This window comes from Arthrobacter sp. 10T44 (assembly GCF_056393885.1).
The window spans coordinates 107,099-130,130 of the sequence record NZ_JBFTGT010000003.1 but is presented as its reverse complement, the minus strand read 5'-3'; the positions used below and the strand labels follow the sequence as shown (position 1 = coordinate 130,130).

21 protein-coding genes, 1 tRNA gene and 1 pseudogene are annotated in these 23,032 nt (G+C 68.3%); 9 read left to right on the top strand and 14 right to left on the bottom strand.

Going from position 1 to position 23,032, the window contains the following annotated elements; all coding sequences use genetic code 11:
* Positions 1–60: 60 nt before the first annotated feature.
* The gene (locus AC1DBL_RS07170) at positions 61–210 is read left to right on the top strand and encodes a hypothetical protein (RefSeq protein WP_476909123.1); all 150 of its coding nucleotides are present in this window, start codon (positions 61–63) and stop codon (positions 208–210) included.
* A gap of 149 nt (positions 211–359) precedes the next feature.
* Here the strand turns inward: AC1DBL_RS07170 and AC1DBL_RS07165 are convergent, their stop codons facing one another.
* From AC1DBL_RS07165 to AC1DBL_RS07145, 5 genes are all read right to left on the bottom strand, one after another.
* Positions 360–1,895 carry a putative bifunctional diguanylate cyclase/phosphodiesterase gene (locus AC1DBL_RS07165; RefSeq protein ID WP_476909122.1) on the bottom strand — a complete coding sequence of 512 codons (1,536 nt, stop codon included), beginning with the start codon at positions 1,893–1,895 and terminating at the stop codon, positions 360–362.
* Positions 1,885–2,418, bottom strand: coding sequence for a DUF7793 family protein (locus AC1DBL_RS07160; RefSeq protein WP_476909121.1), 534 nt, complete (start codon positions 2,416–2,418; stop codon positions 1,885–1,887). The genes AC1DBL_RS07165 and AC1DBL_RS07160 overlap by 11 nt, the downstream gene beginning before the upstream one ends.
* A gap of 289 nt (positions 2,419–2,707) precedes the next feature.
* Positions 2,708–3,121: a hypothetical protein gene (locus AC1DBL_RS07155; protein ID WP_476909120.1), complete on the bottom strand. Its 414-nt coding sequence runs from the start codon at positions 3,119–3,121 to the stop codon at positions 2,708–2,710.
* Between the two features lie 40 nt (positions 3,122–3,161).
* Positions 3,162–4,697, bottom strand: a complete 1,536-nt coding sequence (locus AC1DBL_RS07150) for a PGAP1-like alpha/beta domain-containing protein (RefSeq protein WP_476925776.1) — start codon at positions 4,695–4,697, stop codon at positions 3,162–3,164.
* Positions 4,694–5,791, bottom strand: coding sequence for a DUF998 domain-containing protein (locus AC1DBL_RS07145; protein ID WP_476925775.1), 1,098 nt, complete (start codon positions 5,789–5,791; stop codon positions 4,694–4,696). Before AC1DBL_RS07145 ends, AC1DBL_RS07150 begins: the two co-directional genes overlap by 4 nt.
* 85 nt (positions 5,792–5,876) lie before the next feature.
* On the opposite strand from AC1DBL_RS07145, the gene AC1DBL_RS07140 reads away from it, so the two are divergent.
* The 3 genes and pseudogenes from AC1DBL_RS07140 to AC1DBL_RS07130 all read left to right on the top strand — a co-directional run bounded on the left by AC1DBL_RS07140 (position 5,877) and on the right by AC1DBL_RS07130 (position 6,874).
* A tRNA-Arg gene (locus tag AC1DBL_RS07140) sits at positions 5,877–5,949 on the top strand.
* 1 nt (position 5,950) lies between these two features.
* Positions 5,951–6,424 (top strand): annotated as a pseudogene (locus AC1DBL_RS07135) (DUF6314 family protein); the annotation flags it as partial.
* An 18-nt stretch (positions 6,425–6,442) separates the two neighbouring features.
* Entirely contained in the window at positions 6,443–6,874 is a 432-nt protein-coding gene (locus AC1DBL_RS07130; protein WP_476925853.1) for an NUDIX hydrolase, read from the top strand.
* Here the strand turns inward: AC1DBL_RS07130 and AC1DBL_RS07125 are convergent.
* Positions 6,871–8,784, bottom strand: coding sequence for an ABC transporter ATP-binding protein (locus AC1DBL_RS07125; RefSeq protein WP_476925774.1), 1,914 nt, complete (start codon positions 8,782–8,784; stop codon positions 6,871–6,873). The two genes, AC1DBL_RS07130 and AC1DBL_RS07125, sit on opposite strands and share 4 nt — an antisense overlap.
* On the bottom strand, positions 8,781–10,451 hold the full coding sequence (locus AC1DBL_RS07120) for an ABC-F family ATP-binding cassette domain-containing protein (protein ID WP_441418276.1): 1,671 nt from the start codon (positions 10,449–10,451) through the stop codon (positions 8,781–8,783). The genes AC1DBL_RS07125 and AC1DBL_RS07120 overlap by 4 nt, the downstream gene beginning before the upstream one ends.
* 261 nt (positions 10,452–10,712) lie before the next feature.
* Between AC1DBL_RS07120 and AC1DBL_RS07115 the strand changes: the two genes are divergently transcribed.
* From AC1DBL_RS07115 to AC1DBL_RS07095, 5 genes are all read left to right on the top strand, one after another.
* The gene (locus tag AC1DBL_RS07115) at positions 10,713–11,492 is read left to right on the top strand and encodes a hypothetical protein (protein ID WP_441418275.1); all 780 of its coding nucleotides are present in this window, start codon (positions 10,713–10,715) and stop codon (positions 11,490–11,492) included.
* 86 nt (positions 11,493–11,578) lie between these two features.
* The gene (locus AC1DBL_RS07110) at positions 11,579–12,313 is read left to right on the top strand and encodes a hypothetical protein (protein ID WP_476893141.1); all 735 of its coding nucleotides are present in this window, start codon (positions 11,579–11,581) and stop codon (positions 12,311–12,313) included.
* Positions 12,310–13,050, top strand: a complete 741-nt coding sequence (locus AC1DBL_RS07105) for a hypothetical protein (RefSeq protein WP_476925773.1) — start codon at positions 12,310–12,312, stop codon at positions 13,048–13,050. Before AC1DBL_RS07110 ends, AC1DBL_RS07105 begins: the two co-directional genes overlap by 4 nt.
* Positions 13,047–13,832: a hypothetical protein gene (locus AC1DBL_RS07100; protein ID WP_476925772.1), complete on the top strand. Its 786-nt coding sequence runs from the start codon at positions 13,047–13,049 to the stop codon at positions 13,830–13,832. Before AC1DBL_RS07105 ends, AC1DBL_RS07100 begins: the two co-directional genes overlap by 4 nt.
* A 61-nt stretch (positions 13,833–13,893) precedes the next feature.
* Positions 13,894–14,619 carry a hypothetical protein gene (locus AC1DBL_RS07095; protein ID WP_476925771.1) on the top strand — a complete coding sequence of 242 codons (726 nt, stop codon included), beginning with the start codon at positions 13,894–13,896 and terminating at the stop codon, positions 14,617–14,619.
* 218 nt (positions 14,620–14,837) lie between these two features.
* Here the strand turns inward: AC1DBL_RS07095 and AC1DBL_RS07090 are convergent, their stop codons facing one another.
* The 7 genes from AC1DBL_RS07090 to AC1DBL_RS07060 all read right to left on the bottom strand — a co-directional run bounded on the left by AC1DBL_RS07090 (position 14,838) and on the right by AC1DBL_RS07060 (position 23,021).
* Positions 14,838–17,861 (bottom strand): alpha-mannosidase, encoded by a 3,024-nt coding sequence (locus AC1DBL_RS07090; protein ID WP_476925770.1) that lies wholly within the window; start codon positions 17,859–17,861, stop codon positions 14,838–14,840.
* 105 nt (positions 17,862–17,966) lie between these two features.
* The gene (gene fdhD / locus AC1DBL_RS07085) at positions 17,967–18,851 is read right to left on the bottom strand and encodes a formate dehydrogenase accessory sulfurtransferase FdhD (protein ID WP_476925769.1); all 885 of its coding nucleotides are present in this window, start codon (positions 18,849–18,851) and stop codon (positions 17,967–17,969) included.
* An 87-nt stretch (positions 18,852–18,938) separates the two neighbouring features.
* Positions 18,939–20,444, bottom strand: coding sequence for a molybdopterin-binding protein (locus AC1DBL_RS07080; RefSeq protein ID WP_476925768.1), 1,506 nt, complete (start codon positions 20,442–20,444; stop codon positions 18,939–18,941).
* Positions 20,441–20,728, bottom strand: coding sequence for a DUF6457 domain-containing protein (locus AC1DBL_RS07075; RefSeq protein WP_349627252.1), 288 nt, complete (start codon positions 20,726–20,728; stop codon positions 20,441–20,443). The genes AC1DBL_RS07080 and AC1DBL_RS07075 overlap by 4 nt, the downstream gene beginning before the upstream one ends.
* On the bottom strand, positions 20,712–21,422 hold the full coding sequence (gene mobA, locus AC1DBL_RS07070; RefSeq protein WP_441418267.1) for a molybdenum cofactor guanylyltransferase: 711 nt from the start codon (positions 21,420–21,422) through the stop codon (positions 20,712–20,714). Before mobA ends, AC1DBL_RS07075 begins: the two co-directional genes overlap by 17 nt.
* Before the next feature lie 90 nt (positions 21,423–21,512).
* On the bottom strand, positions 21,513–22,013 hold the full coding sequence (locus AC1DBL_RS07065) for an HNH endonuclease (RefSeq protein WP_441418266.1): 501 nt from the start codon (positions 22,011–22,013) through the stop codon (positions 21,513–21,515).
* A 243-nt stretch (positions 22,014–22,256) separates the two neighbouring features.
* Positions 22,257–23,021 (bottom strand): NlpC/P60 family protein, encoded by a 765-nt coding sequence (locus AC1DBL_RS07060; protein ID WP_441418265.1) that lies wholly within the window; start codon positions 23,019–23,021, stop codon positions 22,257–22,259.
* Positions 23,022–23,032: the final 11 nt, after the last annotated feature.

Genomic DNA, 23,032 nt, shown 5'->3' with positions numbered 1-23,032 from the left:
GCATATACTGAAGCTGTACCACATGAGTCACATCAGCCTCTCACGTAACAGGAGTCCTACATGAAGAAAACCCTTGCTACACTCCTCGTCGCTGGCGCTTTGGCGGCTGCAGGCCTGTCCGCCACTGCCGCTGTCTCAGCCAGCGGCAGCAACTCGGGACAGGGCTCCGTAGTGGCAGTTGGCTACTGGCCGGACACCATCCGCAAGTAGACAAGTCAGCAAACCGCAAAGGGCGGGAGTCGGATTCACCTCCAACTTCCGCCCTTTGTCATGCCAGTCAACAAGCCAGCCGTCCAGCCGCCGTCGTTCGCCACTTCGGCAAGCCCGCGCCACTCCGGCACGCCCGCGCCGCTGCGTGGCTACTGCGAAACCGAGCTGTCCTGGCTGATGAGCGCCTCAACGGCCTCGGCGGGCGCCGGGCGCCCGAAGTAGTAGCCCTGGCCGCTGGCGCAACCCAGCCGCACCAACTCCTCGGCCTGCTCGGCCGTCTCAATCCCCTCCGCCACGGCCTTGAGCCCGCACGCATGGATCAGATGCAGCACAGCTTCGACAAAGCCGCCCTGTTCCGCATCCGTCCCGAGCCCGTCGATCAGGCTCTTGTCGATCTTGACCACATTCACGGGCAGCTTGCGCAGGTAGCTGATGGAGGAGTAGCCGGTGCCGAAGTCGTCGATTTCGAGCTGTACCCCCAGCTGCCGCAACCCGCTCAGGGAGTACTTGTCCACGTCGCCGCCGGTCACGGCCATGGACTCGGTCAGTTCGATGATGAGGTTCGCGGCATCCACACCCGTCTCGCGGAGGATGTCCTGGACGTGTTCGATGAGCTCGAGGTTCTGCAGCTCGGTGGTGGAGATGTTGACCCGGACGGAGAACTCGCTGTCCAGCGCCAGCCGGTCCTGCCAGTCCCGGAGCTGCCGGACCGCGTTGCGCAGCACCCAGTGCCCCAGCTCCACGATCATCCCAGTCTCCTCCGCCAGCGGAATGAACTGGTCCGGCATCAGGAGCCCGCGCTCCGGGTGGTTCCAGCGGACCAGCGCCTCGACGCCCTCGATCCGCCCGGTGGCGAGCTCCACCACCGGCTGGTAATGCAGCGTCAGCTGATCCTCAAGGATCGCCTCGCGCATCTCCGTGACCATCAGGCTCTGCAGCCTGCGGGCGTACAACAGCGCCGGTTCGAAGACCTTGATCCCGCTGTGCGGCTGCGCCTTCGCGGCGTACATGGCTGTGTCGGCTTCCATCACCAGGTCATCGGCGGACTGGCCCGGTTCGGCGACGCGGACGCCAATGCTGGTGCCGCAGGTGACCCGCAGGTCGCCGATCTCCAGGCTCTCACTGAGCGCTTTCAGGATCCGGTTGGCTACCCGCCGGGCCCGTACGAGGTTGGATTTAGGCAGCATGACGGCGAATTCGTCCCCGCCCAGCCTCGCCACGGTATCGGTGACCCGGACCGCGTCCTGGAGACGCCGGGCAATCACGCGCAGGACATCGTCCCCCGCGCTGTGTCCTAGCGTGTCATTGATGCCCTTGAAGGAATCAAGGTCAAGAATCAGCAGGGCAGGCGGCATCTCGCCGCGGGACGTCTCCGCCAGCGCGTGGCTGAGCACCGAGTTCAGCGCCGTCCGGTTGGCCAGCTGGGTCAACGGATCGGTCAGCGCCATCCGCTCGAGCTCAACCTGGGCCTGGCGCAACATGGCGGTCCGGCTCTCGACCCGCTCCTCGAGCTCCTGGTAAATGGTCTGCAGGTCATCGGCCATCAGGTTGATGCCCGCGATGACGGCGGCGACGTCGTCGCGCGCACCGGAATGAGGGATCCGGGTACTTAGGTCTCCGCTGGCAATCCGGACAATGCCCTCCACGAGCGCATGGAGCCGGGGGTCTGGAACATCACTTTTCACTCGTATAAGGCCTTAACCACTTGAGGGCTTCTATCCGCGAAAGGAAGAACTCCGCCGGGATCGTTTCGGTTCTTGAGCGCAGCAGGTAATGCGCAATGACACGGTCCACGGGGCTCTCGCCCACCAGTGCGAACGCCGACGCCGCGATGGAACCGGCGTAGACCTGGCGCGCTTCCACGCTGACGCCGACGACGCCGGAGATGACCAGCAGCACCGGAACCCTCTCGCCGCCGGCGAGCATCCGGACTGTTTCACCGGCCACCCGCGCTTCCGGACCCTCGATCTCTTGGTTCGGCGGGAGCGCGACTTCAATGATGCCGTCCTCGAGCAGCCGGACGCCGATGACGGGCTCCGCGGAGGCTTCCGTCGCGGGAATGACCGGCTCGGCCAGCCCCAAGTCCGCCAGGCCGAGCTCTGTCCGGGACCCGGACGAGGACGGCGTCCCGGCGTCGGGTGCGTCAATGACTGCCGGCGGTTCCTCGGGGATTTGCCCGTCCGGGGCAACGGGGGCTTCGACTGTCATCGGATGGCAATCCGACGGACAGAGGCCAGCCGCGAAGGGACACTGGTGGGGTCGCCGAAAGAAGTCGCTGCCAGGCGCGGCGCAACCAGCTGATCAGACATGTGCCCCCACAGACTACAAAGTCGGCAATTCGGCGTGCGCTGGACCCGTTCTCCCGCACGAGGCACCGGAACATTCCGGCGAATGCCCTCATGATAGTGCAAGTAGCCGTATATATGAGACATAAGACACCCCAGCGACACAGAATCGCCGAAAGCCCCACAGTTGCGCGGGCGCGGCAATTCCGTAATTACCGGGCGAAGTATTCGCGAATACTCGACAGCGAGCTTGAGCCGCTGTATCCGAGATCGGCGGGGCCGGCATGGACGGCGTCGTCGGGCGAAAAAATGCTAACCCCGAGGGTGCCGCCTTCCACGTCCTTGAGGCTGTCCAGCAGGGCCGGCATGGCCTGTTCCAACGTCTGGGTGAGCGCTGCCTTGTCCGCACTTTCACCGACCAGTTTCACCGTGATGAATTTGCCGGAGGTGTTGAGGTTGGCGTCGGCCTGGACGGCGGTCACGCCCGGGACGGACTTTCCGGCTTTCTGCAGGGCGGCCTCCAGCTGATCCGGCTCGGAGGGTCCGCCCAGGCCGCAGGCCGCCAGTGTTGCCGCGAGAATGCCCATGATCAGTGCTCCTGCAATGGGGTGGAATAGCTTCTTCATCGATAACTTCCGCTATGGTTCGGCGTCGGGCTGCTCACGCTCATTGCTTGCGCGAGATGCTCGAAACGGTGGAGCTGACCTGGCCGGGGTCCGTGGTCAGGAACTGCTGGGTCGACTCCCTTTGAGCGTAGTCGGCGATCGGTCCCTGGTGCTCAAGGCTGCCGGTGGACGTCACGTACTCGCCGCCGTCGTGGTAGCCGATCCCGGCAACGCCGGGCGCCACGGCGGGGTTGGGCAGTGTGACCTTGACCGCGCCGTTGTCCTGGCTGGCCGAAACACTTCCGTCCTGTCCCACCGTGAGGTCCCCGAGGTCGACTTTGGGGACTGGATCACCCGCGTGCTGCAATGCAAGAACGTCGATGCGGGCCGGTATCGGCGCAGAGTCCACCGGGGAGCCAAATGTCACGACGTTCGTCACATTGAACCGGTTGGTGAACGAATTGTCCGACGCCAGGGCGGCGGCAATCATGCCGCCCTGCGAATGGCCGGACAGCATCACGGGCGCCCCGTCCGGGATACCTGCGTTTTCCATGGCCAGGCGGACCGCCTGGGACGCCGTGGACAAGTTGCCGCCGGCCAGCTCCAGGTTGCCCGTCAGGTCGGTGGCGTTGGCAGCGCCGTCTGGGTACCAACGGGTGGTTCCGGGGATGCTCACGATGTAGGCGTCCGGTTCCCCGGGCTTGTGGATCGTGGTGATGCGGACCGCAGCGTCGGGTGTCGCAGGTTTGCCTTCGTCACCGTAGGCGGCATTGGTGGTCTGCAGGATCGCACTGATGGTCGAGGGCACCGGGGTGTTGAATCGGCCGTCCTTGTCCGTCCCGGCCGGTTCTCCGACCGGAACCGGGAGCGGCTCGCCAGCCACCGGCCGACCATCGTCGAGCAGATGCGGGTTGTAGGTACCCACGCTCAGCGCGGTGGCGGCCAGGGAGAGGACTCCGGCCCTGAGCAGGACGCCGTTCGATGCGAGTTCGGTGAGCGAAGGGGGCTCGCCGGTGCTCAGCCACCGCATTCCCATGTCTCCATAGTGGCCGACTTGGTCCAGCACGTTGGACTGGGCATCCATCAGGTTCCTGACCGGCAGGGGCGCGCCGTCCTGGAGCCAGTTCCAGCCGAAGTCGCTCGCGGCTCCCACCGTGCTGAGGACCTTGCCGCCCTGGTTCCAGAGATCCCCTGCCGTGTCGGCAACGCCGCCCGCCAGCCGGTCGAGTCCCAGTCGGTGGAAAAGGGAGCCGCCGCCGGCACCGCCCGCATCGCCGGACCCGCCGCCGGACCCGTCGCCGGAAAGGCCGCCGGAAAGGCCGCCGGCCCCGGCGCCGTGGTTGCTGGCTTCGAGCTGCTCTTCGACGTTGCGCCGCACTGCGCCCGACGCCGCCTTGAGCGCGTTTCCCGCCCCGGTCAGCCGCTGCCGGTGCCCGGCCCATTCATCCTTGAACCGCTGGCCGTCTTGGCCGGCCCAGGGGGCGGCGGCAATGGCGGGGGTCAGGCTGGCGCTCAGCGCCAGCAGCCGCTCGCCGGCCCGGTCCAGTTCTTCGCTGAGCCGGCGTCCGGACTCCACATCCATTCCGTGCAGGCTCATCGTTGCGCCGCCTGACCCGCGGAACCGGCGAGGAACTCGCGCGCTCCGAGCAGCCGCCAGAACAGTTCCCTGGCCACATCCCCCGGCGGAACATCCACCATCACGAGGGAACGGCCGCCGTCGTCGCCGCTGGTCCGCACCGAATAGAGCTTTTCCGACAGGTGCCAGAGATCCGCGGCGCGGAAGGCAGGCGCGGTCCCGGGCGGAGCCGCCACCACGTCCAGGTGCACGGTGCAGCGCGGGGCCAGGACGGCGTCCTTCACGTCCTGCTGCAGCTCGGCGCTGCCAACGGCCTGAAGCTGCTGCGGGCTGACCGGCGTGCGGGCGCCGTCCAGGCCGCGGGCGCCGTCCAGGCCGCGGTCGCTGCCTGGGCCGGCCTGGAGCTCCGTGAAGCCCGGAAGAATCCGTCGCACGGCGGACCAGGCGTGCTGCTCCTCGAACAGGGCCACCTCGACGACGTCCTGGATCCCGGTCGCTCCGCCGGCGATGAGCGCGGCCAGGGCGACCGCGCCGCAGGCAAGGATGAACCAGCCCAGCGGTGTCTGTTTGCGCCAGAGCCAGCCGACCAGCAGGAGGGCCAGACCTCCCGCGGCGAAGTACATGAGCGCTCCGGCCACCTGCCAGCCGGAGCCGGCGTCTTCCGGCACCAGTCCCACGATCACGGTTCCGGCGCCCGCGGTGATGCTGAGCGAGCGGGCGCCAAACGCCGCGGCCGACGGCGACCGCCGGCCCGGGGCTACGGCGAGCCTGGTTCCGGCCCGGGCGGCAACACCGATCACGGCCGAGCTGAGCAACAGCGCCCCGACCATCATGCCGATCCCCTGCACCACGAACGAGGCATTCATCAGCAGGTGCGCCGGCGAGCAGACGTCGCGGCCGGAGAATTCGCCGCAGCCAAGGGCGCCGAGATCGCTGATGTAGCCGGTGCGCCGGCTGTACGGCTCCCGGCCTGCCCAGGCGCCGATCACCGCCGCCTCGGCGACGAAATACTGCAGCACGCTCAATTTCGCGAGCGCGCCGAGATAGAACCGGGCGGAGGCCACGTCGGGGATGTAGATGAGCTCCCGGGAAACCGTCGGGGCAGAGGCTGTCATGCCAAGAGCGTAGTACGCGCCCCCACCTTGTATGCTTGTATCCGTGTCCCGACGGGCCGGCCGAAGGCCGCCCGCCTGTTCGCCCGCCCTCGTAGCTCAGTGGATAGAGCACGGCTCTCCTAAAGCCGGTGTCGTTGGTTCGATTCCAATCGAGGGCACTTGGACTCCCAGACGCCGGGCGCCGGCCCGGAACTTGACCAGCCCGCTGAGCCGCGCTTTGAACTGCGCGCCTACCTGCTGGGCAACTGGAGCGTGGACCGCACCATGCTGGACCGGGCCACCGGCAGCCGCGGCACCTTTAACGGCGTCGTCCGTTTCACTGAAACCGACGACGGCGGCCTCCGCTTCCGCGAAGAAGGCACCGTGCAGTGGAACCCGGCCGGCGGTGCACCCTTTACCGGCCCGGCAAGCCGCGAGTATCTGCTCAAGCCCTCGGCAACACCAGCGACGATGGACATGTTCTTCCCCGACGGCCGCCCTTTCCACCGCATCGGCTTCGGCGGCCAGGACAACCGGGACCAGCATTGGTGCGATCCCGACACGTACCGGGTCGGGTACACCAAGCTCGGTCCGGATGACTTCCGCTACCGCTGGGATGTCACGGGTCCGGCCAAGGATCTGCTGCTCGAATCCGTGCTGCACCGAGCGGCCGTGAATCCCCGCATCGTGGTGTCCGCCGTCTGCATCTTTGACGACGCCGGACGCCTCCTCACCGTCCGCAAGCGCGGCACTGACAAGTTCATGCATCCGGGCGGCAAACCCGAAGCCGGTGAATCCGCGGCACAGGCGGCGTCCCGGGAACTCGAGGAGGAAGTCGGCATCATTGTGGCGCCCGAGGACCTCGAACCCTTCGGACGTTGGCTGGCCGAGGCCGCCAACGAGGCCGCCACGCAGATCGAGGCCACGGTGTTCACCGCGCCCAGGTTAGTTAATGCAGCAGGCAGCTGGACCGCGCACCCGTCGGCGGAGATCGCCGAAATCCGCTGGCTGGACCTGGCCGCCGGGCTGCCGGACGACCTGGCTCCGCTGCTTACGGACCATGTTCTGCCGGCCCTCGCCGCGAAGGCGGCCCGGAAAAGCTAGAGTTCCGGCACCGCCTCAGCGGCCACCGCGGTGGCCTCGGCGAACTGGGTCCGGTAGAGCTCTGCGTAGCGCCCCTCGGCGGCGAGGAGTTCGTTGTGCGTCCCGCGTTCCACGATCGTGCCGTCCTCGACCACCAGGATGGCGTCGGCGGCGCGGATCGTGGAAAGCCGGTGCGCGATCACCACGGCGGTGCGGCCTTCGAGCGCCGCGCCAAGCGCTTCCTGCACCGCGGCCTCGTTCGTCGAGTCCAGCGCGGCCGTGGCCTCGTCCAGGATCACGACCCGCGGCTGGGCGATGAGCAGGCGGGCGATGGTGAGCCGCTGCCGTTCGCCTCCCGAGAGTCGGTAGCCGCGCTCCCCCACCACGGTGTCCAGCCCGTCCGGCAGCGAGCGGATCATGTCCTCAAGCCGGGCTTGGCGCAGCACGTCCCACATCAGCTCTTCGCTGGCGCCCGGGCGGGCCAGGCGCAGGTTGGAGGCGATGCTCTCGTGGAAGAGGTGCCCGTCCTGCGTGACCATGCCCAGGGTTTCGCGCATCGAATCGAAGGTGAGGTCGCGGACGTCCACGCCGGCGCCGGACCCCGCACCGCCGAAGCGGACGGCGCCCGAATCGACGTCGTAGAGCCGTGAGAGCAACTGCGCGATGGTGGACTTGCCGGCGCCCGAGGAACCCACCAGCGCCACGGTCTGGCCCGGTTCCACCCGGAAGCTGATCCCGTGCAGCACTTCCTCGCCGCCGCGGGTGTCCAGCGTGGAGACGTCCTCGAGCGAGGCCAGCGAGACCTTGTCCGCCGAGGGGTAGGAGAAGCGGACGTCGTCGAACTCCACCGAGAGCGGGCCGCGCGGCGATTCCACCGCGTCCGGCTTCTGCTGGATGAGCGGCTTGAGGTCCAGGATCTCGAAGACCCGCTCGAAGCTGACCAGGGCGCTCATGATTTCCACCCGGGCGTTGGACAGCGCGGTGAGCGGCGCGTACAGGCGGGTGAGCAGCAGTGCCAGCACGACGACGTCGCCCGCGGCGAGCCGCCCGCCAAGGGCCAGCCAGCCGCCCAGGCCGTAGACCAGCGCGAGGGCAAGGGCCGAAACCAGGGTCAGGGCCGTGACGAAGGTGAACTGGAGCATGGCGGTGCGGACGCCGATGTCCCGCACCCGGCCGGCGCGAAGCGCGAATTCGTGGGATTCCTCGTCGGGCCTGCCGAAGAGCTTCACCAGGGTGGCGCCGGGGGCGGAGAAGCGTTCCGTCATCTGCGTGCCCATGGCGGCGTTGTGCTCGGCCGCCTCGCGGCGCAGCTCGGCCAGCTTGGAGCCCATCCGGCGGGCCGGGATGAGGAAGATTGGCAGCAGGATCATGGCCAGCACGGTAACGAGCCAGGACTTGTTCAGCATCACCACGAGGGTGAGGGCCAGCGCCACCACGTTGCTGACAACACCGGAGAGCGTGCCGGCGAAGGCAGACTGCGCGCCGATCACGTCGTTGTTGAGCCGGCTGACCAGCGCCCCGGTGCGGGTCCGGGTGAAGAACGCGATCGGCATCTTCTGCACGTGGTCGAAGACCTTGGTGCGCAGGTCCACGATCACGCCTTCACCGATGGTCGAGGACAGCCAGCGCGTCACCAGCCCGATCCCGGCCTCGGCGACCGCCACGATCGCGATCAGCACGGCCAGCCAGATCACGGTGCCGGCGTCCGCCTTCGCGATGATCGCGTCCACCACCTGGCCGGCGAGCACCGGCGTGGCGACCGCGAGGACCGCCATCACGATGGACAGCAGCACGAAGGCGATCAGCCGGCCCCGATGCGGCCGGGCAAAGCCGAACACGCGCTTGAGCAGTTCCTTGGAGAACGGCTTGGAGCCGCTCGAGGCGCGGGTGATGTTGTAAAGGGAGCTCCAGGCAACCCGGTCCATGCTCATCGGTTGGTACCTTTCGGGGCGCTCGCGCCCAGCAGTTCGGTGACGACGCCGTCGACGACGTTCCAGCGCACGTCAAGGCGCACGTTTTCCAGCAGTCGGCGGTCGTGTGTGACGAGCAGCAGGGCACCGTCGTAGCTGTCGAGGGCTTCCTCCAGCTGCTCGATCGCGGGAAGATCCAGGTGGTTGGTCGGCTCGTCGAGGACCAGCAGGTTCACTCCGCGGGCCTGCAGGAGCGCCAGCGCGGCCCGGGTCCGTTCGCCCGGTGAGAGCGAGTCAACGGGCCGGGCAGTGTGGTCGGCCTTGAGCCCGAACTTGGCCAGCAGGGTGCGCACCTCCGCCGGGGTCTGGTCCGTCAGCACGGCTTCAACGGCGTCGGCAAGCTTGAGGTGCCCCGCCAGCAGCCCGCGGGCCTGGTCGATTTCCCCGACCGCCACCGAGGCGCCCATGGAGGCGTCGCCGGCGTCGGGCCGCTGCACGCCGAGCAGCAGGCGCAGCAGGGTGGACTTGCCCGCCCCGTTAGGCCCGGTGATGCCGATCCGCTCGCCGGCGTTGAGCTGCAGGTTCACCGGCCCCAGGGTGAAGTCCCCCTGGTGTATGACGGCGTCCCGCAGGGTCGCGACGACGGCGCTGGAGCGCGGCGCCGCCCCGATGCTGAACTGCAGCTGCCATTCCTTGCGCGGTTCCTCGACTTCCTCGAGCCGGGCGATCCGTGATTCCATCTGGCGGACCTTCTGCCCCTGCTTTTCCGAGGACTCGGTGTTCGCTGCCCGGCGGATCTTGTCATTGTCCGGGCTCTTCTTCATCGCGTTGCGGACGCCCTGGGAGCTCCATTCACGCTGCGTGCGGGCGCGGGAGACCAGGTCTGCCTTGGTGGAGGCGAACTCTTCATAGCGTTCCCGGGCGTGCCGGCGGGCCACGGCGCGCTCCTCCAGGTAGGCCTCGTAGCCGCCGTCGTAAACCGCGACGGAGTTCTGCGCCAGGTCCAATTCCACGATCGTGGTCACGCAGCGGGCCAGGAACTCCCGGTCGTGCGAGACCAGGACGACGCCGCCGCGCAGTCCCTGGACGAAGGCCTCCAGCTTGGCCAGGCCGCCCAGGTCGAGGTCGTTGGTGGGCTCATCGAGGAGCACGATGTCGAAGCGGCTCAACAGGAGGGCCGCGAGCGCCACCCGGGCGGCCTGCCCGCCGGAGAGCCCGGTCATCGCGGCGTCGGGTCCCACCTCGAGGCCCAGGTCCGCCAGTACCGGCGGAATCCGCTCTTCCAGGTCCGCGGCGCCGGACGCCATCCAGCGGTCGAACGCCACCGAGTACGCGTCCTCGGAACCCGGGGCGCCGGTTCCCAGCGCCTCCGCGGTGGACTCCATGTCCGCCGTCGCCTGGCCGCAACCGGTGCGCCGGGCGATGTAGCCGGCCACGGTTTCGCCGTCGATCCGTTCATGCTCCTGCGGCAGCCACCCGACGAACGCGTCGGCCGGGGCAAGGCTCACCGTTCCCTCCTGCGGCTGGTCGACGCCGGCGAGCAGCCGCAGCAGCGTGGACTTGCCGGCACCGTTGGCGCCCACGACGCCGACGACGTCGCCCGGCGCGACGGTGAGGGAGAGTTTGGAGAAGAGAGTCCGGTGGTCGTGACCACCGGAAAGGTCCTTGGCAACAAGGGTTGCAGTCATTAGTCCATTCTCTCACTGAGGCCCAAAACGGACGGCCGCAGGCAGCCGTCAGGGGCCGGAAATTCGTAGCAGATCCGCCGACATCCCGCCGGGCATAGAAGAACCCGCTGGTCCGGACTTGGGGGGTGTACGGACCAGCGGGTTCGAGCATCTAGCATAGTTGAATTGGGTCCCACGGCAAAATTGCCAGCGTCCCGGACCCTCGTGAGTGAAGACGCACAAACGGAAGCACGTGCGGACGCGCTGGAAAAGGAAACGCCCATGATCAGTGCCCTGCAATGGTTCGTCCTGGCTGTCTGTGCCCTGATCACCTTCCTCCGCCTGCCAGCGGCGCTGCGCGGAGAAAACCGCTCGCTCTTCGGCATTTTCCTGCTTGTCACGGTGGGCATGGTGCTGAGCATCCAGTGGAGCTACACGCTGATTGACGGTTTCCTGGGTTCCTACAACTACGCCAACCTGGCGCTGCGCTATGTGGTTTATGGAACCGTCCTGCTGGCCGGGTACAAGATTGTCAAGGGCTTTGAGAACACCCACAGCCTCCGCCTGCTCCTCGGCCCCGTGGGCCTGGCGGCGCTGGCAACCATCTGCCTCGCCACCGCAGTGCCGTTCCTGATGGCGAATACCGCCGGCACCTCAGTGGGACTGGCCACGCTGCCGGACCAGAGCGGCCCTAACCGCCAACTGATCGCCCTCTATACGACGGCCGGCCGGCTCTACCCGGCATACGTGGCGGCCTGCCTTCTGCCGGCGACCATCAAGGCCCTTCGATCCCGCCTGCCGGGGCTCGTTCGCGGCGGAGCGGCACTCCTGACGGCCGGATCCGCCGCCATGATCCTTCTGCCCATCAGCGACCTCCTGCCCCAGCGCCTGGCCTTCATCCAATACATCATCAGCTTGGTTGGGGTGCTCGGGCTGATGGTGGGCCTGTCCCTGATCTGGCTGGGAAGGGTGGCCGCGCGACGCGGCCCGCGAAACTGCCCGTCCTTGGCCGACGCGCACCGCGGGCAAGGTCAAGAAAAGATCGCGGCTGAAGAATTATGATGATGTGAGGGTTGCGGCACCGCGCTTCTCCGGCGGTGTAGCGGCCCAGCAGCTAAGTCCGCGCAAGACCCTGCAGAAAGTCATAGATGGCACTACCCGCCAAAGCGTTTCAACTCTGGCTCCATGGCGTTGCCCCGGCAATGAGCACCGCGGACATTTGCAGGATCTCCGGCGTCAAGCGCACCACTTTGGCACAACAACTGGTGCGCGGCAAGGTCGCCGAAACCACCGTGGTGAGCATCAGCCGGGCCCTCGGCCTGAACCCCGCTGAATCGCTCGCCGACTTCAGCACGTACGCGGACCTGACCCGGCTTGCCCAGCCGCCCACCCCGGCGGAGCTCGTCAGCCAGGTCGCCACCATGGACCTGCTGCGGGCCGTCATTACCCGTTCCGCTCAGGACCACGAGAACGGCACTGGGACACTCCGCGTGCTCAGCCCGGCTCCGCACGCCACCTCGGTGCGAAACTGGGTGGACGCCATCGACGACGGCGAACTCCGCCACCGCGTTTCCGCCGCTACCGGCGTCGCCCCGCAGAACTATTCAGCCCAGCTGACCGCGAACCGGCTCTCGCCGGAACTTGCGGTGGCAACCTCGCGCGCCGGGGGCGTGGGCTTGACGGGCGGCCTCGTCGCGACGGGGCTCATCACCGAGGCCGAAGCCGGCTGGCCCGCGGATGCCCGGCAGTCCGCGCTGGATGCACTGTCCGACGGCGAGCTGGTTGCCTTGGCCGGTGAGCGGCTCCAAGCCCTGGGCAAGACACTCCGCCGCCAGGAGCAGGAGCAGGCGCAAGCCGAAAAGATCTGGGAGAACCTCGGATGAACGTCGGCGCCCTGCAATGGAGCACCTTCGCAGTGTGCACCCTGGTGGCGCTTGCCCGGATCCCCAGTGCCCGGCGGGGTGAAAACCGGCCCGTCTTCTACGTCCTTGTCCTGATCATGTTGACCATCTTGCTAAGCATCGAGGGACCGTACCAGGCAATTGACCAGGTGCTGGGCGGTTTCAACATAGCGAATCTGGTGCTGCGTTTCATTGGGTTCGCCGCGGTGTTCTTCCTGGGCCTCCAGCTCGCGAAAGGCTTCAGTGCCGACGATGCCCGGCGCTTCCTGACGGGTCCTTTGGGGATCGGTATGGCGCTACTGTCGTGCGCCGCCGTCACCATCCTGTTCTTGATGATGGATACGGCCGGGTCCTCCGCGGGACTTGCCGGGGTGGCGGCCAGAAGCGGCCGCAATGCCGTGCTGGCCGAGTACTACGGCGCCGCCGGAAGGCTCTATCCGGCCTTCGTCCTGCTGGCCCTGCTGCCCGCGCTGGCCAGGACGGCCATCGGCAGGCTCCCGCTGATTATCCGCGGCAGCGCCGTTGCCCTGGGCATCGGGTCCGTGGCCATCGCATTGACACTGGCATTCCCGGTCATTCCGGCCGGGCTGTCCAGCTGGGAGTTTGTCATCAATTACACCGGCATTCTGTGCCTTGTGCTCGGGCTCGTTCTGATCTGGGTGGGGCGTCTGGCGGCCAAGCGTCCGCCGCGAAGCCGGACCCCCGGAGCAGATAGATGACCGCGGTCCTGCAGTGGTCGGCCTTGGCGATCTGCGGCGCCGTCGCCTTAGCCCGCGTCCCCGACGCCATCACGGGCCGCAACCGGTCAATTGTTGGCGCCTTCCTCCTCTCGGCCGGCGCGATCCTGCTGAGCATCGATGGCCCGTACCTGGCCGTCGACGCGTGGCTTGGGAGCGCCAACTACGCAAACCTCATCTTGAGGTTTCTCGTATACGGGGCGGTGGCCTTGGCCGGCTACCGCACCGCGAAGGGCTTCGGTGACGGGAACGGCCTCCGCCGCGTCTCAGGGCCGTTGGGGCTGGCCGTGCTCGGCGCCATCGCAGTTGCCACTGCGGTTCTGTTCCTGCTGGCGGACACCACCGGCTCCTCCACCGGCCTCAACGGGCTGCCCCTGCGGAGCGCGGAAAACGCCCAGCTAATCGGACTGTACGCGACAGCGGGGAGGGTCTACCCCGCCTTCGTGGCAGCCTGCCTGGTGCCTGCTACGCTGCGTGCCGTCAGGGGGCGTTTGCCGGCCGCGATCCGGATCGGTGCCGGGCTCTTGTCCTTCGGGTACGCAGCACTGATTGCTGCGGCCCTGTTTCCGCTCTTTGCGCCAGGCTCATCCGGGGTCCAGGCGAAGATCAACTTCACCGCCGCGCTTGGCCTCAGCATTGGTCTGACCGTCATCTGGCTGGCGCGGGTCGCGGCAACCCGGCAGCGGCCGGAGAATGCGGCGGGAAAAGCCCCGCGACTCCAGGGGTCATCAACGAAGACTCCGGGTGAGATTGGACGCGACTAGGTGAGAGAGTTCAAGGGCCCGCGGCGCCGGGAGCCCAAGCCGGAGTGAGTAGGAGGTGGACATGCTTGAATGGGGAACGCTGATTATTTGCGGCCTGGTTCTGTTACTGCGTCTGCCGGATGCCCTGCGCGGTCGCAACAGGGCTGTGTTCGGGATCCTGTTCCTCGCCACCCTCTGCAGTCTGCTCAGCATCCCCGAGCCCTACGCGGCGATCGATGGTGCGCTGGGGAGCTTGAACCTCACCAACCTGGTTCTGCGCTTCATTGTGTTCGGAATGGTCTTCCTGGTCGGGCTGCGCCTGGCCGCGGGGCTGGGCGCAGCCCGCGCGAAGGAGCTGATCACCGGCCGCGCGGGACGCTGGGCGCTGGCAGCCGCGTGCCTGGCCGTCGGAGTGACGTTCTTCCTGATGGACACCCGGGGTTCTTCAGCCGGTCTTCAAGACATGACAGGCAGCGGGCGGAACGCCGTTCTCGCCCCGCTCTACGCGGCAGCCGGCCGCAGCTACCCCGCGTTTGTTTCGCTGCTCCTGCTCCCTTCCCTGCGGGCAGCCATCAAGGCAGCCCTGCCACGGCTGGTGCGGACCGGCGCCGCCTTGACCATGGTGGGAGCCGTGGCGGCCGTCGCGAGCGTGCCCGTGTCCTTCGCCCCGGAGTCATGGGATTTGCCCCGGCTGTTCGTGAACTACCTGGCGGTGCTGGGATACGTCCTGGGACTCCTCGCCTTCTGGTTCTCCGGGCAAAGCGGCCGCCCGCCTCGTAACACTCCGGCAACGTTTCCTCAGTCGTGAGCCAGGGGATTCACAAAATCATTAGACCGTGAGATAATCATGAATGTGTGAAAACGCCGGCCAGCATCCGTGAATGGGGATTCAGTCTTACGGAACCTGGCGGGGCGTCCAAGCGCCATTGGGGGGATGAGTGGTAGCGGTCCGCAAGGACCGCTCCCACTCAGCCTGTTTAACGGGAATCAAGCTCCGGCTGGCCGCTTGACCCGGGCAAAGAAGGCTCAGCGCTGGAATCTCAGAGTCAGCAATTGGAACGGCCGCAGGACCAGCTCCGCGGAACCGTCCTGAATCGTTACGCCCGGTGCGTCCGCGGGACGTTCCAGGAGGTCCACGGTCCGCACCCCCGTGGCGGCGAATTGGGCCAAGACCGTGCCGGCGGAGCGCTCCCCCAGTGACTCGTAAAGGCGGACGATCACGTCGCCGGAGCCGTCCTCCGCCAGTTTGACCGCCTCGATCACGAGGGCGGGATTGGAGACCGTGAACAGCGGCTCCGCGCCGCGGGCTCCCCTGACCACGCGCGGGGCGAGGTTGGTGCGGTACCCCTCCTCGACGGCGTCGGCGATGCTGGCGCCGGGCCGCACGGTGACCGTCAGTTCGTGCCGGCCGCGGTCCGCGTCCGGATCCGGAAACTTGGGTGCCCGCAACAGCGAAACCCGGACGGTGGTGGTGGTCCCGCCGTCGTCCGCGCGGATCTTGCGGGTGACGTCGTGACCGTAGCTGGCGGCGTTCGAGACCGCGACGCCGTACCCGGGCTCGGCCACGTGGATCCACCGGTGTGCGCAGATCTCGAACTTGGCGGCCTCCCACGAGGTGTTGAGGTGGGTGGGCCGGAACACATGGCCGAACTGCGTCTCCGAGGCCGAGCGATCGGCCCGGACGTCGAGGGCGAAGCCGAGCTTAAGCAGCTTCTCACGTTCCTGCCAGTCCACCGCGGTGGAGATCGCCAGCGACGGCGCACCCGATTCCAGCCGGATCCGCTGGGTCACGGCGGAGGTTCCGGCCAGCCGCTCCACCACGACGACGGCGGCCCCGCCGTCGCGTTCCAGCGTCACGGAGCGGGCCTCGGTCAGCGGGGTGACGTTGCGGCGGTAGAACGCGTCGATATCCCAGGCGTCCCATTCGTTTGGGGTGTCCCGGTGCAGTTCGAGGAGATTGCCGAACTCCCCCGGCGCGATTGCTTCACGGCCGCTGGCGTGGTCCCGCAGCGAGACCAGGAGTCCGTCTGCGTTCACCACCGCGCGGATGATCCCGTTGTCCAGCACGTGGCCGCCGTCGGCATCCGTGGACTGCACGGGTGCGGCCGCGTTGACGGGCGTGGCGGCGGCGAGCGCCGGGACACCGCGGCGGGGGTGCGGGGCCGCGTTGAGCAGGAACTCCTGCTCGCCCTCTCCCAACACGGCCACGGCGGCGGCGGCGGTGATCGCCTCCAGCTCGCGGGCGACGGCGTCGTAGTTCCGCTCCGCGTCCTGGTGCACCCAGGCGATCGAGCTGCCGGGAAGGATGTCATGGAACTGCTGCAGCAGCACCAGCCGCCAGAGCCGCTTGAGCTCCGCCGCCGGGTACGCGGCGCTGGCTCGGACCGCGGCGGTGGCGCACCAGAGTTCCGCCTCCCGGAGGAGGTGCTCGCTGCGTCGGTTGCCCCGTTTAGTGTTGGCCTGGCTGGTATACGTGCCGCGGTGGAGTTCCAGGTACATCTCGCCCACCCAGACCGGGAGGCCCTGGTATTCCTCCTCGGCGCCGGCGAAGAACTCCGCGGCCGAGCCCAGCCGCACCTTCGGCGAACCTTCCAGGTCCGCGTTGCGCTGCGCCGCCGCCAGCATCTCCCGGGTGGGTCCGCCGCCGCCGTCGCCGTAGCCGAACGGGAGCAGGGACATGGTGCCGCGGCCGTGGTCCCGGTAGTTGCGTTCGGCGTGTGCCAGCTCCCGGGCGCTGATTTCGGAGCTGTAGGTGTCCACGGGCGGGAAGTGCGTGAAGAGCCGGGTGCCATCGATCCCTTCCCAGTGGAAGGTGTGGTGCGGCATCCGGTTGACCTGGTTCCAGGAAATCTTCTGGGTCAGGAACCAGCGGCTGCCGGCGGCCTTGACGATCTGCGGCAGCGCGGCGGAGTAGCCGAAGGTGTCCGGCAGCCACGCTTCCTGGCATTCGACGCCGAACTCGGCCAGGAAGAAGCTCTTGCCCTCCAGGAACTGGCGCGCCATGGCTTCGCCTCCCGGCATGTTGCTGTCCGATTCGACCCACATGCCCCCCACCGGGACGAACTGGCCGGTTTTGACCTTTTCCCGGATGCGCCCGAACAGCTCCGGGTAGTACTCCTTGATCCAGGCCAGCTGCTGCGCCGACGAGCAGGAAAAGACGAAGCTAGGGTCCTCGTCCATCAGCGCCACGACGTTGGAGAAGGTCCGCGCACACTTCCGGATGGTTTCCCGGACCGGCCACAGCCAGGCAGAGTCGATGTGAGCGTGGCCGGTGGCGACGAGTTGGTGGGCCGAGGCGTAGGCCGGCCGGGCGAGGACTTCGGCGAGCGCGGCACGGCCGTCGGCAGCGGTGCCGGGGACATCGTCCGGGTCCATGACGTCCAGCATCCGTTCCAGCGCACGGAGGATCTCGTGCCGTCGGGGCAGCTCCATGGGGAGTTCGTGCATCAGCCCGCTAAGCGTGGCAATGTCCTGGTGCAGTTCCCAGACGGCCTGGTTGAGCTCGGCGATGACGATCGGACCCAGCCGGTACTGCGGCTCGGTGCCGGCGGTCGCCTTATCGCCGTAAGGGGTAGCTGCGAAGGTCCAGCCCTGCGAGAGGTCGGGGTTCGCAGCGGCTTCGACGTAGAAGTCCACGGACATGCCGCTGCCCAGCAGCTTGAGGGGGATGTACTGGTTCCGCGGGGAGATCGCCTTGATTACCGATCCGTCGGCCCGCCAGGCCGTACCCTCGCACTGGAACCCGGGCAGGTCACCGCTGAAGCCGAGGTCCACCAGGATTTCGACGGCGGTGTCCGCGCGGCTGCCCCAGGAGTCGGGGACCTCGCCCTGGAGGCGCAGCCACTTGGTGCTCCATGGCTGTCCCCACGCCGCCCCTTGATCCTGCGGGACGAACGTCTGCCGCAGCGCATCCTGTACCGGGACCGGTTCCCCCGCAACGTCCCAGCTGCTTAGCGTGAGCGGGACCCGGCGCGGGTACACGGCGGGGATGATGCGTTCGCGCAGAAAGCGGTCCAGCCGGACTTCCGTGAGACGGCGGTCGTCGTGCAATGTGATCCTCTTCGCGCTGGTGCCGGTGTTGCCAAGTCGTGGTCGACCCCTGTGTCCAGTCGATGGATAAAATCTACGTCGGCCGCCTCGGTTAAGCCAACGTTGTTAAGCGGGGGCGCCGCTGGCCGATGACTGCCGCATGGACACGCGTTCGTGGCCGGCGTAGACGTTCAAGGTGGTGCCACGGCTGAACCCGGCCAAGGTCATCCCGCTGTCCTCGGCGAGTTCGACGGCCAGGCTGGAGGGCGCGCTGACGGCGGCCAGCACCGGGATCCCGGCCAGCGAGGCTTTCTGCACCAGTTCGAAGGATGCCCGGCCGGAAACCTGGAGCACGGTCCCGCTCAACGGCAGCAGGCCTTCGCGCAGCGCCCAGCCCACCACCTTGTCCACTGCGTTGTGCCGGCCCACATCCTCGCGCAGGCAGAGCAGCTCGGCCGAGCCGTCGTCGGCAATCCGGAAGAGTCCCGCCGCATGCACGCCGCCGGTGACGTCGAAAACGGCCTGGGCCTTCCTCAGCCGGTCCGGCAGCGAGGCGAGGGTCTCCACCGGCACGGTCAGCGGGTCCGCTGCCGGGCTGAAGTGCGAGGACTTGCGCACGGCGTCGATCGAGTCGGTGCCGCAGATCCCGCAGGAGCTGGAGGTGAAGAAGTTTCGCCCCGTGTCCGGCCGGACGACGTCGGGGCGCAGCTGCGCTTCGACGACGTTGAAGGTCTGAACGCCGTCCTCGTCCTCGCCGGCGCAGAAACGCAGCGAGACGAGTTGATCCGGCGTCCAGATGACGCCCTCCGAGACCAGGAACCCGGCAACAAGGTCGAAGTCGTTGCCCGGGGTCCGCATCGTGACGGAAAAGGACAGATTGCCCAGCCGGATCTCAAGCGGCTCCTCGACCGCCAACACGTCTTCCCGGTGCCGGACCGGGAACTCGAGCGCCTGCGGCGAGCCGTCCAGGACAAATTTGTGCACCTTGCGGCGCTGTGTCACGCGGCCCATCGGATACTCCTCATCAGCGTTAAGTATGGGTTCGGCCGCCAGCTGCGGCGGCTCGCCCCTGAATCCATCATGAACTCTGTCCGGGCGTCAGCCAAGCAGACCGCTCCAGTCAACCGGACCCTCCGGTGCCGGCTTCCTGGCGGTGCGCTTGGTGGCCGGTTTGGCGGCAGCCTTCGCGGGGGCGGGCTCCGGAAGCGCGGCTCCCCACGGGAGGGCAAACGCCGGGACCGGCTCCCCCAGCTGGACGCCGTGCGGCGGGACCACCAGGATGCCGTCGGCCGCCGCCAGTCCCCGCATCATGCCCGGGCCGGTGTGCTGCGCCGGCGATGCCATCCCGTACAGCATACGGAACGGCATCAGCCTGGTCCGGCCGGGGTCGGGCTCGATCATGGTCCCGCACGGCACCTCCGTCACCGGCGGCGGCGTCCCGTGGCCCAGCGCGGCCAGCAGCGGGGCGCCAATCGTGGACAGCGCCATCATGGCGGCGAGCGGGTTCCCGGGGAGCCCGATGACGAAGCGCCCGTCCGGCAGTTCGGCCAGCACCGCGGGATGGCCCGGGCGCATGGCGATGCCATCAATCAGCAGCCTGCCGCCCAATTCCGCAACCGTGCGCCTGAGATGGTCAGTGCCGGAGCGGCCGGTGCCGCCTGTGGTGATCACGACGTCGGCCGGGAGTGTCTCGCCGGCCGGCTCCGCGCCGCCCACCGGATCGTGAGCTGCGCCGGTGTCTTCGGTGTCTTCGAGCGCGGCGAGCCAATCGGCGTCGCTGTCCCCGATCTTGACCTCGCCCGCGCAGATTCCGCCGAGCATTTCCACGACGGCGCCGAGCTGCGGCCCGAACGTGTCCCGCACCTCCCCCGGCGCTGGGACGCCGGTGCTGACGACTTCGGCGCCGGTGAGCACCAGCCGCACCATCGCCTTGCCGAGGACCGGCAGGGCGTCGTGACCGGCGAGGGCGGCCAGGGCCAGGTGCGCGGGGTTGAGCACGGCGCCGGCCTTGATCAGCACCTCTCCGGCGGCGGCTTCCTCCGCGGCCTTGCGGATGTGTTCGCCGTTGCGGGGTTCCCCGGGCTTGGCGCCACCGCCCAGTTTCAGGACCGGCAGCCCGTCCTCGTCCGGGGCGATGACGCCGCTCTCGCTGCGGAGCACGGCTTTCGCACCCGGCGGGATCAGTCCTCCGGTGTTGATCGGGCTCGCCTGGTGCGGGGCCAGCCGCTGGCCCGGCTCGGCCAGGATCCACGGGCCGCTGCCGTTGACCGCCCAGCCGTCCATCGCGGAGGAGGCGTAGTGGGGCATGTCATGCAGTGCTGTCAGGTCCTCGGCCAGCGTCCGGCCCAAGGCGTGCCGGAGCGGAATGGGCGAGGACGGGATGGGCACGGCGCAGTCGAAGGCCAGTTGCCGGGCTTCCTGCCAGCTGTGGGCGACATGCCGGTGCGGCGCCTCCGCGACGGCGGCGGCGCCGTCGTCGGCGTCATCGTCGTCGTGGGCGTTATTGTCGACGGAGGCGTCGGCATCCGGTGGCGCGGCGGACGGTTCGGACACGGAATCGTCGTCCTCGACGCCGCTGCTGCCGTCAGGGGGCTCCGGGGTCATGCCCCGGAAGCCTCGGCGGCGGCGTACTCCTTGGCGAGCTTCCGGGCCACGCCCATGGCGGCCTGCATTGACACGCTGTCCGGCGCCTGGCCGGATCCGGACGCCAGGCCGGCGGCGAAGCCGGCGATGAAGGTGGTCAGCGGCGCGGCCGGCCGGACGACGGAGTGGGCGGCCACACCGGCCAGCCCCAGCACTTCGTTGATGTCGATCTCGACATCTTCGAGCTCAAGGGCCTGGAGCAGCGCACGGCACCAGTCTTCAAGCGTTTCATCCTGGCTCTTCACCGTTTGCCTCCAAAGTTGAGTTGGGCCCCAGCGCCCCGGACTGGCCCGGACCGGGCGTGGACACCCCCATGGCGGAGGCGTCGTCCCAAGTGTCCACATCATCGGTGGAACCCGACGGAACCGGAACCTGCCGCAGCTCAAGACTAGCAAGGAGGGAGAACACTGAGCCCCCCTCGAGGGCGTTCCGCCGCGCCGCGTCGGCGACGGCGCGTTCTAGCGCGGCCGTGCCATAAAGTCCCACGAGGGGTTGCAGGCGGCCGTCCGCCGAAACGGCCACGAACCCGTCGACGGGGCCGGCCGCGGCGTCACCCGGGGCATTGGCGAGGACATCAGCCAGTGCGTCGAGCAAGGCGCGGACGGCGTCGGCCACGCGGGGCATGTCGCAGGCCAGCACGAGGGTCAGCGAGGCCGCGCCGGCTGCGGCGGGCTCGCCGCGCCCAACGGCGGCCAGGGCGGAAAGGCCGGCGGCAATCGCGGCGGCGGGTCCGCCAAACGGCGGGTCCTCGCGACAGCCGAGCACATCTGGTGGGAGGTCGCCGGGGTCGGGGCCGACGACGACGGTCCGGCGGGCGCCCCGGGCAGCCTGCAGTGACCGACTTAGCAGGGTGCCGCCGTCGACCGTCAGCCGGGCCTTGGGTACGCCGCCAAGCCTGGCGGACCGGCCCCCGGCGAGTACAACAGCGTCAAATTCCACCAGCCCAGCCTAGCCGCATCGGCCTCACCGCGGCCGGGTCAGCCCGCGACGCCGGTGCGCCTGCTCAGTGCGCCTGCCCGGTGCGCCTGCCTAGTGCGCCTTTTCGGGGAGCAGGAACGGATCCCAGGCGGGCGTCGGCTTCTCCAGTTCCTTGATCTGCCAGATCGTGCCCTTCGGCGGCCCGGGAACGAAGCCCAGCTTCCAGCCCATTTCGGCGGGCGTGTGGTCTCCCTTGGCGTTGTTGCAGCGCAGGCAGGCCGCCACCAGGTTCTCCCAGGAATCCGCCCCGCCCCGCGACTTGGGGTGGACATGGTCGATGGTGTGGGCAGCCTTGCCGCAGTAGGCGCAACGGTGGTTGTCCCTGCGGAGCACTCCCCTGCGGCTCACGGCCGTCAGGGTGTTGTAGCGCGGCCTGATGTACCGGTTAAGCAGGATCACCGTCGGTCGGCCGAGGATATCCTGCGGACCCACCACGGGGTCATCCCCCTCGGCCACCACGCTGGCCTTCCCGGTCAGTACAAGCACCAGCGCCCGGCGGAAGGTGACTACCGCCAGCGGTTCATATCCAGCATTCAGAACGAGAGTGCGCATCCGCATACCTCTTCACGGCCGCACCCGCCAGGGGCACGAGGGCCGGCTGCCCTGTGCATGGTCGGGCTATGGATCGACACCACAAGAGTAAACACCGAAGGCCCGGATTGCCGAATTTTTCTTTGCCGGGCTTCCCGGCCGCGCGTCGGCGGGCGGGCGCGAGCGAGCCGCAAACTGCAAAGGACCCCTGCCGCGAGGGCAGGGGTCCTTCACAAAGCTTCAGGCGTTAGACGCGCCTAAGTCCTAGCCGCCGACGCGGATGAAGACCGGGCCGGAGCCCACGTTGACGCTGTACAGCGCGGTGGTGCCGCCGTTCCAGCCGCCATGGACGGCCATGCCGTTGCCGACGTAAACGGCGATGTGGGCCATGCCCATGCCGCCGTTCTGGTAGTAGGCGAGGTCGCCCGGCTGGGCCTCGGCGGCGCTCACGGTGCGGCCCAGGGACAGGTAACCCGCCGGCCAGCCGTGGTAGTGGACGCCCACTGCGGCCAACGCGTTGGTGGCCAGCATGGTGCAATCCTGGGAGACACCGATCTGTGCGTAGGCAGCAGCGGCGATCGAAGCGCCCATGCCGCTGACGGCGGCCGGAGCCTTGGTGGCCAGCGATGCGGTGACCGCGGTGCCGGTACCAGTTCCGGTACCGGTGACGGCGGTGTCCGCTTCCTGGACGTTGACGACGGGCTTGGCCGCCTCGACAACGGGAGCCGGCGCGGTGGTGACAGCAGGCTTCTCGTAGGAGATCGCGATGCTGGAGGCCGCGGAGATCGTGGCCGGTGCGTTGGACTGTACTTCCATGGCCGAAGCGGAAGTCGATTCACGCTGAACGTTGGTCTCGGCAGCGTTGGCTGCGATACCGCTGGTCAGGACCAGGCCGGAGGCTGCAGCGATAACCGCGGCCTGGCGACCCATACCACCGGCGTTGTCGCCGACGGCCTTAGCAATGACAGCCAGCGAGTTGGTCTTGGTGACCTCCGCGCGGTGGCGTGCAATGGTTGCACGAGTAGTCATTCAGTTCTCTC

Coding starts and splice junctions, on each gene's coding strand:
- AC1DBL_RS07095 (WP_476925771.1), top strand. CDS start 13,894: ATGCTTGAATGGGGAACGCTGATTATTTGCGGCCTGGTTCTGTTACTG.
- AC1DBL_RS07100 (WP_476925772.1), top strand. CDS start 13,047: ATGACCGCGGTCCTGCAGTGGTCGGCCTTGGCGATCTGCGGCGCCGTC.
- AC1DBL_RS07120 (WP_441418276.1), bottom strand. CDS start 10,451: ATGACTGCAACCCTTGTTGCCAAGGACCTTTCCGGTGGTCACGACCAC.
- AC1DBL_RS07145 (WP_476925775.1), bottom strand. CDS start 5,791: ATGACAGCCTCTGCCCCGACGGTTTCCCGGGAGCTCATCTACATCCCC.
- AC1DBL_RS07160 (WP_476909121.1), bottom strand. CDS start 2,418: ATGACAGTCGAAGCCCCCGTTGCCCCGGACGGGCAAATCCCCGAGGAA.
- AC1DBL_RS07125 (WP_476925774.1), bottom strand. CDS start 8,784: ATGAGCATGGACCGGGTTGCCTGGAGCTCCCTTTACAACATCACCCGC.
- AC1DBL_RS07110 (WP_476893141.1), top strand. CDS start 11,579: ATGGCACTACCCGCCAAAGCGTTTCAACTCTGGCTCCATGGCGTTGCC.
- AC1DBL_RS07115 (WP_441418275.1), top strand. CDS start 10,713: ATGATCAGTGCCCTGCAATGGTTCGTCCTGGCTGTCTGTGCCCTGATC.
- AC1DBL_RS07170 (WP_476909123.1), top strand. CDS start 61: ATGAAGAAAACCCTTGCTACACTCCTCGTCGCTGGCGCTTTGGCGGCT.
- AC1DBL_RS07155 (WP_476909120.1), bottom strand. CDS start 3,121: ATGAAGAAGCTATTCCACCCCATTGCAGGAGCACTGATCATGGGCATT.
- AC1DBL_RS07060 (WP_441418265.1), bottom strand. CDS start 23,021: ATGACTACTCGTGCAACCATTGCACGCCACCGCGCGGAGGTCACCAAG.
- fdhD (WP_476925769.1), bottom strand. CDS start 18,851: ATGGGCCGCGTGACACAGCGCCGCAAGGTGCACAAATTTGTCCTGGAC.
- AC1DBL_RS07150 (WP_476925776.1), bottom strand. CDS start 4,697: ATGAGCCTGCACGGAATGGATGTGGAGTCCGGACGCCGGCTCAGCGAA.
- AC1DBL_RS07080 (WP_476925768.1), bottom strand. CDS start 20,444: ATGACCCCGGAGCCCCCTGACGGCAGCAGCGGCGTCGAGGACGACGAT.
- AC1DBL_RS07105 (WP_476925773.1), top strand. CDS start 12,310: ATGAACGTCGGCGCCCTGCAATGGAGCACCTTCGCAGTGTGCACCCTG.
- AC1DBL_RS07065 (WP_441418266.1), bottom strand. CDS start 22,013: ATGCGCACTCTCGTTCTGAATGCTGGATATGAACCGCTGGCGGTAGTC.